General features: G+C 43.1%; 9 protein-coding genes and 1 pseudogene. 7 read left to right on the top strand and 3 right to left on the bottom strand.

What is annotated here, in order from left to right:
• The 6 genes and pseudogenes from LZG71_RS19640 to LZG71_RS19615 all read left to right on the top strand — a co-directional run.
• Positions 1-99 (top strand): annotated as a pseudogene (locus LZG71_RS19640) (DDE transposase); the annotation flags it as partial.
• Positions 100-704: 605 nt separating this feature from the next.
• Positions 705-3,059, top strand: a complete 2,355-nt coding sequence (locus LZG71_RS19635) for a TonB-dependent receptor (RefSeq protein ID WP_233823224.1) — start codon at positions 705-707, stop codon at positions 3,057-3,059.
• Between the two features lie 40 nt (positions 3,060-3,099).
• A complete protein-coding gene (locus LZG71_RS19630; protein ID WP_233823222.1) occupies positions 3,100-4,311 on the top strand; it encodes a DUF4374 domain-containing protein in 1,212 nt (403 codons plus the stop codon).
• 87 nt (positions 4,312-4,398) lie between these two features.
• Positions 4,399-5,556 carry a PepSY domain-containing protein gene (locus LZG71_RS19625; RefSeq protein ID WP_233823220.1) on the top strand — a complete coding sequence of 386 codons (1,158 nt, stop codon included), beginning with the start codon at positions 4,399-4,401 and terminating at the stop codon, positions 5,554-5,556.
• A 418-nt stretch (positions 5,557-5,974) separates the two neighbouring features.
• On the top strand, positions 5,975-6,883 hold the full coding sequence (locus LZG71_RS19620; RefSeq protein ID WP_233823218.1) for an AraC family transcriptional regulator: 909 nt from the start codon (positions 5,975-5,977) through the stop codon (positions 6,881-6,883).
• An 82-nt stretch (positions 6,884-6,965) separates the two neighbouring features.
• A complete protein-coding gene (locus LZG71_RS19615) occupies positions 6,966-7,967 on the top strand; it encodes an aldo/keto reductase (RefSeq protein ID WP_233823216.1) in 1,002 nt (333 codons plus the stop codon).
• Positions 7,968-8,166: 199 nt separating this feature from the next.
• Here LZG71_RS19615 and LZG71_RS19610 read toward each other — a convergent pair whose 3' ends face one another.
• On the bottom strand, positions 8,167-8,712 hold the full coding sequence (locus tag LZG71_RS19610) for an NAD(P)H-dependent oxidoreductase (protein WP_233823214.1): 546 nt from the start codon (positions 8,710-8,712) through the stop codon (positions 8,167-8,169).
• Positions 8,713-8,818: 106 nt separating this feature from the next.
• On the opposite strand from LZG71_RS19610, the gene LZG71_RS19605 reads away from it, so the two are divergent.
• Positions 8,819-9,178 carry a helix-turn-helix domain-containing protein gene (locus LZG71_RS19605; protein WP_233823212.1) on the top strand — a complete coding sequence of 120 codons (360 nt, stop codon included), beginning with the start codon at positions 8,819-8,821 and terminating at the stop codon, positions 9,176-9,178.
• A gap of 415 nt (positions 9,179-9,593) precedes the next feature.
• On the opposite strand, the gene LZG71_RS19600 is transcribed toward LZG71_RS19605, so the two are convergent.
• Positions 9,594-10,013, bottom strand: coding sequence for an ester cyclase (locus LZG71_RS19600; RefSeq protein ID WP_233823210.1), 420 nt, complete (start codon positions 10,011-10,013; stop codon positions 9,594-9,596).
• Positions 10,014-10,211: 198 nt separating this feature from the next.
• Complete coding sequence (locus LZG71_RS19595) at positions 10,212-10,637, bottom strand: Crp/Fnr family transcriptional regulator (protein WP_233823208.1); 426 nt, start codon at positions 10,635-10,637, stop codon at positions 10,212-10,214.
• Positions 10,638-10,807 lie beyond the last annotated feature (170 nt).

The raw sequence follows: 10,807 nt of genomic DNA, 5'->3' as shown, positions 1-10,807 counted from the left end.
GAGTCCTTCAACGCAAAGATCAAGGCATTTAGAAGTCAGTTCAGAGGGGTTCGTAACGTTGAATTCTTCCTGTATCGTCTAACTCAGTTATATGCTTAATCCAAGTTAGTCCCCAACATTTTGACTTGATCCCACAAAATTCAATCACGTCATCCGTGGCGTCTTTGGTTCTAAAAAAAAGACGCGTTAAAATGATTGTAACTAATTGACAATAAAGATGTTTACCTGATTTACATCTTGATTTGCAAGCATAGCAGTTCGAACTTTGTTCAACTAAAATGCTTGTATTATGTTAGAAAAAAGCTTCGGGGTTTTCTTTTTCTTAAAGAAACCCAAAACGCCGATGGTATGTGATATGTCTGCCTTCGATTGACAGTGGATGGTCTTTCAAACGAGATCTCAACGAAAAGGCTCTGACACCCTGCCAAGTGGAATTCCGTTGCCGGAAAGGCTACGGGAAATAAAGAGGATTCTAAAGCGCTCAATCACTTGAATTTTAGTAAAATTTGGTCGAAACAGCCTGTAAGTCAATGGATCAATTTTGGCTTTTTTTACGGCTACATTTTGAAGAGCTACTGAAAATTCGCCACAATGTTAGGTCGTAAAAAAAAATTGACGACACACCTTCGGTAAAAGTCTTTTCGTGCTACTTGTATTCAAAGATGCATTGTTTGCGCCTTTTCAAAATACAAGTAGCATAAATAATGGACTCTCATAAATTTCTTTCTTTAACCACTTTCTTTTTACTGTTTCAACTATTTCAGGTTTCCGGTCAATCTTTGAAGGTTATCGGTCATGTTCATGCCGACGACGGCACTGCACTTTCCGGGGTCAGTATTAGCCTTAGAGGCACCGCTGTTGGAACGGCTACCCGGGACGACGGATCATTCGAACTCAGTTCATTATCCGAGGGTCGGTTTACGATGACGGTTTCCTCAGTGGGTTACATCGGCCAGTCAAAAGATTTTACATTGAAATCTGGACAAGATCTGGTTTTTGAATTTGTGCTGAAAAGCGACGCCCACAGTATGGAGGAAGCTTTAATTCTGGGGAAAACAGAAGCGCAGCAACTCAAAGAAACCGGATTTAATGTTAATGCTATTGATGTTAAAGCATTTGCCAATTCCAATCGGGATATCAACCAGATCCTGAATGCCAGTTCAGGGATCAGGATACGCGAAAATGGGGGGCTCGGCTCCGATTTTAATTTTTCCATGAATGGCCTTTCCGGCCGACAGGTCAAATTTTTCATTGATGGTATCCCGATGGAAAATTTTGGAGGTGCTATGTCGTTGAACAACATTCCTGTAAACCTTGCCGAAAGGATAGAAATATACAAAGGTGTGGTCCCGGCCGAGCTTGGCGCCGATGCCCTGGGCGGTGCTGTCAATATTGTAACTGCTCAAAATACCAAAAGATTTTTGGACGCCAGTTATAGTTACGGCTCTTTCAATACGCACCGAGCTTCACTAAATGGCAGTTATAGCGATGAAAAAACAGGCTTTGTGATTAATGCGAGCGGTTTTTACAATTATGCCGACAACAATTACCTGATGAGGGGCGTCGAAATAGAGCAAAACGGCGCATTTGTCCGTCGGGATTTCAGGCGCTTCAACGATGCGTTCCATTCTGCCATGGGGCAGGTTGAAGTGGGCCTGAGAAATAAGAAGTGGGCCGATTTGATATTGATCGGTTTTCTGTATTCGGATCAGTATAAGGAAAGGCAAACAGGTGTGGACCAGGATATGGTGTATGGAAAAGTCCATTCGTTTGGTCATTTTGTAATGCCGACTTTGAAATACAAAAAGGAAAACTTTTTTGTTAAAGGATTGACAGCGACGCTGTTTGCAACCTACGCAACAAACAATACGACCACTGTGGACACTTCTGCTTCCCGCTATGGTTGGGATGGGAAAATTACAGCTATCAATCAGAATTTCAGTGAACAGGGGGCGTTCGCGGTTTTTAAATACACCAACAAGTTCGCAATCCTGAGAACCAATCTCAGCTATCAGCTTAATGCCAACAATGCGCTGGGACTCAATTACAATTTGAATGCCGGACAGCGCAAGGGAATTAATACTTACAAAAATGCAAGCCAGGAAGGCAACGCGCTGGATGTTCCTAACAAGCTGGGAAAAGGGATTCTGGGATTGTCCTGGCAGAGTAATTTCCTGAATGAACGATTAACGAGTTCTGTTTTTGCCAAGCATTATCAATTGCACACATACATCCGTGAAGCGGTTTTCTACAATGGTTCCGGTTATGTGAAGCAGGAAGCAGAAGATACCCGGCATTTTTTTGGTTACGGGGCTGCTACCCGCTTTAAGCTCTTTGAAAGTGTCGGTTTAAAGGCTTCTTTCGAACACGCATTCCGGTTGCCGGAAGTAGAAGAATTATTTGGTGACGGCATCTCCGTCTTGGCCAGTCCAGCCCTGAGGCCCGAAGAAAGCGACAACATCAATGTAGGTGCTTACTTTACCAAAAGAATAAGTCATCACAAGTTCACCCTTGAAGCCGCTGCCTTTTCACGCACCGCAAAGGATTTCATCAATGCTGTTCCTGGTGGCACATTTTCAAGTTATACCAATGTTGGGAAAGTGGCCATTAAAGGCTTTGACGGCGAGTTGAAATACAGTTATAAAAACCTGGTCTTTGCCAATTTCAATGCGAGCTACACCGATGCAACTAATATTGACAGAAAATCGGCCGTGTATCAAGACCGTATTCCGAACCAGCCCTGGCTATATGCCAATGCAGATATTGGTTTGGGCAAAAATGACGTCTTCCGGGAAAGTGACCGGTTACAGTTCAACTGGTTCAGCCAGTATGTCCATTGGTTTTACCTCACCTGGCCAAGCCGCGGATACGAGCCAGCTAAAAGCCGCATTCCCACTCAGCTCATTCACAACGCAACCATTTCTTATTCCTTAAAAAATGGTAAATACAACATCTCCCTGGAATCAAGAAACCTGCTCGACGAGCTTGCCTTTGACAATTTCCGACTGCAAAAACCAGGCAGGTCTTTCAATGTCAAACTGAGATATTTTCTCCAATAATGTATCGTAACATCTTTTAATAATTAATACAAAATCCATAATGAAAGGACTGAATAAAACCACTTGTTTAAGCATCATGGCGGCATTGGGCTCACTGTTTGCAATGTCTGCATGCTCAGACAAAGACAATACTGAACCCATTCCTGAAACACCCGAGGGTGACGAATTTATGATCGTTGGAGGCGTCAATAATCCTTCAACGTTGTATCTTTTGACGTCCGGTACGCTATCGGAAGGCTCGGTTACTTCGGTTGGGAATGGTGTGGAAACCACGTCATGGAGCCGTTGGTTTAAAAACGGATTCTACTACAAAAGGACGAACGGTAAATTTGCCAAGTACAAATACGAGAACAAGGCGCTTACGACCGTGGCCGAAATTCCGGTTACAGGTAATTCTGTTACCTATGCCTGGCTGGATGATAAAACTTTGATGCTTGAAAATGCAAGCCCAACGGGAACTGATCCCATTTTCAGCTACTCGATAATCAATGTGGAGACAATGGCAGTAACCAAGTCGGGAACGATTACGGGCCAGGCTATTGGTAAAACGGATAATGATCTTTCGGTAGGCTCACTGGTGCTTAGAAACAATAAACTATACATTGGATTCTCCATATTTAATGCAGATTGGAACGTGACCGACACGGCTTACCTTGCCGCAGTAAATTACCCGGCTTTGGATAAAGTTACTATTTCGAAAGACACAAGATCAACTTATCCGGGAGCCATCGGAAGCGACCTGCCTTCGACTGTAACTTACAATAACAATGTTTATTTTCTGACCAATACCGGGGACCGCTGGGGCATCAATGCCAAAAAGCCAAGCGCGATTTACCGCGTGAGCAATGGTAAGGACTCCTTTGATACGGATTATTTCTACGATCTTTCCGCGGTCAGTAGTGGAAACAGGGAGTATTACGGTCTCTGGGATCTTGGAAATGGCAAAGCGCTTACCCGGATGGGACGGACTGATCTGCTGAAAACTTTCGAGGATTATACTGCAACGGATGTCTTTGAATATTATGTGCTTGACCTGGTAACCAAAACGCGTACGAAACTCAACCTGCCGCTGGACAAAGGTGTCCGCACCTCTCCCGTATGGGTGGAAAATGGAAAAGCGTATATCGCGGTTTCCTCATCCACTGAGGGGCATTTTGTGTACACGTATGATATCGCCTCGGGCGCTATTGTCAAGGGATTGGAGATCAAAGGATTAGATTATGTGAACTGGATTTCAAGATTTAACGACTAATCCCTTAATAACAGATTATTACATTAAACTTATCAGCCGGATCCGCTCAGCTGGTAAGTTTGATTTTTAGCTTTACCACTCACAACAATGACTGTAAAAAAGATTGCTTCGGTTCTTCATTTATGGCTCGGACTGGCCGTAGGTATCGTGGTCATTTTGAGTTTCTTACCTGCGACGGTCTATGTTTGGGAGAAGGAATTGACGGACCTGTACTACCACGATCTCATTTTTGTGGAACCTAACGGAAAGCAGCCGCAGTCGCTTACCAAATTGCTCGAAGTAGCACAGAAAAGTGTCCCGGCCAATCAGCCACTTGAAGAAGTCGAGATTAGAAGTGATCCGAAAAGGGCCTATATATTTTCGGGAATGGAACATGCCGAAGATGAAGGCTGGAATGCATTTTCCGAAGTTGAATATGCAAATACAGTATATGTAAATCCATATACGGCCCAGGTGCTGGGCGTAGTGGACCAGGAAACAAACTGGATATGGTTAATGCGCGTTATGCATCAGCAGCTTTTGTTACAATATGACATTGGCCACATGATCGTGGCCATCGCCACGCTGATCATGTTCGTTTTGGTCATTACGGGTCTGATATTATGGTGGCCAAGAAATAAAGGTGCTTTAAAGCAACGGTTTAAAATCAAATTCAATGCCAAATGGCGGCGGGTGAATTATGACGTACACAATGTAGGTGGTTTTTACACACAAATTTTTATATTGATTTTGGCCGTAACAGGCCTGGTGTGGAGTTTCGAATGGTGGGAAGATGGCATTTACCGATTGCTCGGCAATGATCCTAAAAAAGTGATCAATGAAGTCCCTGCCTTAAAACCCGAAGGACAAATCGAAGCCAATCCACTGGACCGGGCCTTTATGGATATGATGACCAAGAAAACGGAATGGAACAAAATCTCTTTTTTTCTGACCGAGAAAAAATTTCTGGGTGTAATCCGGTACGATGGCAATTCAGGTTGGGATACCTGGGACCTTCACCATTACGACGCTCGAAACGGAAATCTCTATTTCACCGTCAGGCACGAAGACAAAACAACCGGGGCTAAATTCCGAAATTCCAATTACGCCATTCACGTAGGAAGTATTTACGGAATTACCACTAAAATTATTGCTACCTTGGTTTCGCTGTTCTGTTCCAGTTTGCCCGTAACCGGATTTTATATATGGTGGGGACGCAACAAGAAGAAAAAGAAGCCAAAAACGTATGCTGTTGAAATGAATTGATTACTCTATCATATGTAAAAAACGGTTGCGTAATAAATTTACATGATTGTATTATTTGCAATAATTTTAACAGTTTGAAATGGCTTCTCTTTGTTTACAGGTTGATCGGTGTTTGAGTTGTCTGTTGAGCAGTCCGAGTCTAAAGTTATTTTAACGACTGCTGTGTCTCGCTTGCTGAAATTTAGATCTGAGCAAGCGAGGTTCCATACATAATTTGACGATCTCGATATAGCTTTTTGTCAACTGCGCCAAGAAAAGGCGGCTGGTCTCGGACCGTTTCGCTGAATTAAAACTTAAGAGATAAGTTTAAAAAATTTGCCTTGTCAAGCGCTGAACTCCGCCGGCTGGAAGAGAAGGTTTTTTCATTTCTTCGCATGCTAGTTTTTCATTATCGGTTTGAATTCTATAATTTTATAGAATGAAAAAATCAGAGAGCGTAGTAGATTTTTATAAAAGGCAGCCTGGGCACCTTACTGATGGGATGACCCTTAATAATGCAGGACTGGGACATATCAATATTTTCAGCCGTGAAAATTGTTCCGTGGTTACGCCATACAGCCGAAGGGACTTTTATAAAGTGTCGCTCATCATTGGGACGGGTAAGCTTTTCTATGCCGACAGATGGATACAGATTGACAGACCTGCATTATTGTTTTCGAATCCTGTTGTACCTTATTCCTGGGAAGCCGAATCCGAAGCCCAATCAGGATGGTATTGCCTTTTCACAGAAGATTTTGTTCAGCATAGTGAACGCATCAACAGTTTGCTTGAATCGCCGCTTTTCAAGCTGGGCAGTAATCCGGTCTTCTTTCCGGATGATACGCAGGTTAATGAGATAGCTTCTATTTTTGGAAAAATGCAGGTAGAGATAGCATCTGAATATGTGCACAAATATGACATTCTGCGTAGCTATCTGCATTTACTGATACACGAAGCCATGAAGGCAAGCCCAGCGGAAGAGTTCGGCAGTTATGCCAATGGTGCTGCAAGGGTATCCTCACTTTTTATTGAGCTTTTGGAAAGACAGTTTCCGATTGATTCGCCAACAATAAGCCTGAACCTGAAAAGTCCTGTCGATTATGCCAAAGCATTGTCGGTACATGTAAACCATCTGAACCGATCTGTGAAAGAGGTTACCGGCAAAACCACTACGGAGCATATAGCAGCCAGGGTTGTCAAAGAAGCAAAAGCCCTCTTGCAGCACACAGACTGGAATGTGTCCGAGATCGCGTATAGTCTTGGCTTTGAATATCCTTCTTATTTTTCCATTTTCTTCAAAAAACAGACCGGTATGCCGCCTAACCGGTTGAGGAATGCGGTTGTTTGAATAGTATAAGGAAGTGTTTGATATTTATAAACTGCTTACGTGGTGCCTTCCTACTTTTGCAGGGAACAAAAATCAAAGTAAGATGAAATATAGAAATCTTGGAAAGACAAATGAGCAGTTATCCGCGATAGGGTTGGGTTGTATGGGAATGAGCTTCGCATATGGTCCTGTGGATGACAAGGAAAGTATTGCAACACTTGAAAAGGCATTGGACCTGGGTATCAACTTTTGGGACACTGCGGATATGTATGCCAATGGTGCCAACGAGGAGTTGATATCAAAAGTACTGGTCCCAAACAGGGACAAAATATTTATTGCCACCAAATTTGGATTCCGGTTTAAAGATGGCGTCGCTGGTCCGAGCAGTGCTACCGGAACCTACTTTGATGGTTCGCCAGCCTGGATTAAAATTGCTGTAGAACAAAGCCTGAAACGTTTGAAGATTGATACCATTGACCTTTACTATGCACACAGGGTTGACCCGAATGTGCCTATTGAAGAGACCGTTGGTGCAATGGCCGATCTGGTAAAAGAAGGTAAGGTTCGTTATCTTGGATTAAGTGAAGCTTCCGCAGCATCTATCAGAAAGGCCAATGCAGTTCATCCGATCGCTGCACTGCAAAGTGAGTATTCCTTATTGACCCGTGATGTAGAATCAGAAATCCTTCAAACAGTACGTGAGCTGGGCATTAGCCTGGTACCGTATTCACCACTGGCCAGAGGATTGGTCACCAATACACTTGATGTATCTTCTTTGGCAGACTCAGATTTCCGGCGCACGTTGCCCCGCTATCAGCAGGAGAATATGGAGAATAACGGTAAACTGGTGAGCGAATTCGCTGCTCTTGCTAACGATAAAAACTGCACACCTGCTCAACTCGCTTTGGCTTGGGTGTTGGCTCAGGGCGAGGACATTATCCCTATCCCTGGCACTAAGAAAAGAAAATATCTGCAAGAAAATGCCGGTGCGGTTGATGTGAGTTTGTCAGACACAGATTTGGCCGCGATAGATGATTTGGTAAGACGCTATCCCAACACGGGTGAGCGTTACAGCGTGGGCGCTATGAAACTGGTAAATAATTAATACCCGGCGCTTCGGCGCCACAGCTCCCAGAGCTGATAAATTCATTTTTTAAAGTTTAACCTATACAAAGACAGCAAAATCAGAATTGCTGTCTTTGTTTTAGTGGCGGTTCTTTAAATTTTTAGGTAGAAAATTCCGGGACCTTAGAAAGCAACGCCTTGTGTTTTGCACCCCATTTGCTCAGCAATACGCTCCGTGATCAATCCAGCATGGTCAAAGTCTCAATAAGTCTTTGACCATGCTCCCTGGCTTTATTGATGATATCCTCTTTCGTATATCCTGCCGCCACCGATGTTCCATGAAAATAGATCGGGTCTAAGTATTGCATTTTGGCATAATAGGCTGTCTGTTCCATGTTCTTACAAAACTCATGTACCCGAAAATGGTGCTCTCCCAGCGCCTGATAGCCTTCTTCTGGTGCACCGACGGTGAAGCTTAGCAGGAAATTTTTGTTTTTAAGTTTATCGCCCTGACTGCCGTAGGCAAATTGATATTCAAATACCAGGTCAAACCAGTGTTTGAGAATGGCTGGCATATTGTACCAGTAAACAGGATACTGAAACACAATTGTATTATGTCTTAGCAAAGCTTCCTGTTCTGATTTTGAGTCAATTTTAAAGTCGGGGTATAGATCTGATAAATTTCTGAGCTCAACCTCTAAGCCACTTGTTTCTATCTCACTGATAATCGTTTTGTTCGCTAATGAGTTTGCAAAGTCGGGGTGTCCTAAGATAATTAATGCCATTCTACATCAGATTTATTGTACTATAATAATTATAGTTGCAAAACTAAATTGAGTATCTTAGGTTTACAATAACTATCAGTTTGGATAGGTGCTAAAAAAGAAGAGCATGAAGGTTGAGTGCGCAAGCGATTATGTAAAAAATGGCGACAAGAGCTATCCTTGTACCGTCAGTCTGGCGATGGATCTGGTGGGTGGTAAATGGAAGACAGTGATCCTCTATCACCTGAAAGATTCAAGCAAGAGATATAGCCAGTTGAAAAAAGAAATGGCAACAGTGACAGAAATGACGCTTAGCCTTCAATTGAAACAGCTTGAAAAAGATGGGTTGGTTTCAAGGGTTGTCTATGGGGAAAAACCGCCAATCAAAGTGGTTTACAGCCTTACCGATTTTGGAAGTACTTTCATTCCGGTACTAGATGCTATCCTGAAATGGGGAAATCAGATTGCGAGCGGGAGCAAATTCTAAGTTTTCTATAGTTGAACTCATTTCGAATTTTAAGCACAAGTAGCTCTTGCTCATTACCGAACTTTTGACCGCTTCGGGCGATCAACCAGCTTCTATTCGCCCTTCCTTGCAAGCCCCGCGGCGGACCGACAGCGCTGTAAACTAAATCTGGCAATACCACATCTACGAGCGGTTACATGAGATATTTACCAAAGAGGTAGAAAGTTTGGAGACATCCGGTTCTTAACCTTCTCATATTTGGTGAAGACACTCCGGTTAATGCTTTTTCCTTCTTTTTATTTCCGGCTCATCAACGGATATTTTTTCCATCCTTGCTGAAAACATCCTATCTCTGATTGGAAACAAAAAAGCGTTTGCGGCCTGATGTTATGCTTTCGGGCATCGAAAAGCCGTTGATGGGAGAAATACTTTCTGTTTACCTTGAAGGTACCGCTCCAATCTGGGCCATAATGGCAAGCATATCGGGCTGGCCATATTCCTTGACAAACCGGCCATCAGAAAGATGATAAAAATTAATTGCCTGCGCCTGTATAAGTTTTCCTGTCGCCGGTACACCGAAAAAATTACCCTGATGGGTCCCGCGCATAGTGAAGCGGGCAGCAATTTTATCACCCTCAGAAACCATGTCTTCCAATGTCCACTTGATGTCAGGAAAACCGCTTCGCATCATGGCAATAATTGAAAGATACCCTGCAGGACCTTGCATGGGATCGGGCTGGCCCGGTACATAAAATAGAGCATCCTGGGAAATAAGTTCTATGGCTAGTGTTTCGCTGGCAGAATTAATGAATGTAATAAAACGCTGCATGATGCGATTGTTTGTGTCTGTTGTCATCTTAATGGTTTTTTATTGTCGAGCAGTCCTACTGCTGGTTTACATCATTGAACTAGTAGCAATAGATCTTCCATGATTGATGATCTTTTTAAGAACAAAAAGGTCCCTGCTTGTCTTTGAAGAAGTGCAAAATTACGCCTTTGTCCCCATGCCGACCCATAAACAATCTTAAGAAATACACTTAATATAGTTTAAGAGTTAACCGTGCCGTGTGATATCTTTCCGGATTTTTCTGAGAAATTCTGGCGTAATGCCCAGGTAGGATGCGATCTGTGTATTAGCAATCCGGTTGGATAGTTCCGGGTATTGTTCCAGAAATGCAAGGTATCTTTCTTCGGCTGTGGAGCTGATGTTGCCGAGCAACCGGTTTTGGAGTTCAATAAATTTCTGCTCTATGATGATCCGGAAATTTCGGTCAAACTTGTGGTGGTGCGTAAAAAGATCCAGGAGATCCTTATGCTCGATTTGAAGGATCAGTGAGGGCTCTAAGGCTTCGATGTAAAACAAACTGGGCTTTTCTGAGTAAAAACTGGACAGATCAAAAATCCTCCTGGCTGCTGTGCGGTCATTTTCCGCGGCAAACTGGATGTTATGTTCATTTCTATTTTTGTCAACAGTATACATTTTAAAACATCCTGATACAACAAAAGTAAAGTGTCTGCACACGTCCCCTGTTGCAAAATAAAGTGACGGCGTTTCACAGAGCGCTCTTTAAAACGTGAAAACAGCTCAGTGTGCCCCGATGTGTTAAGAGGGAAATAACTCTTAAAATAGTTGATTAACTGTTGGTGGGA

Origin of the sequence: Dyadobacter sp. CY312 (assembly GCF_021390535.1) — a bacterium.
Lineage (GTDB): Bacteria > Bacteroidota > Bacteroidia > Cytophagales > Spirosomataceae > Dyadobacter.
This window is presented reverse-complemented; position numbering and strand designations above follow the sequence as displayed.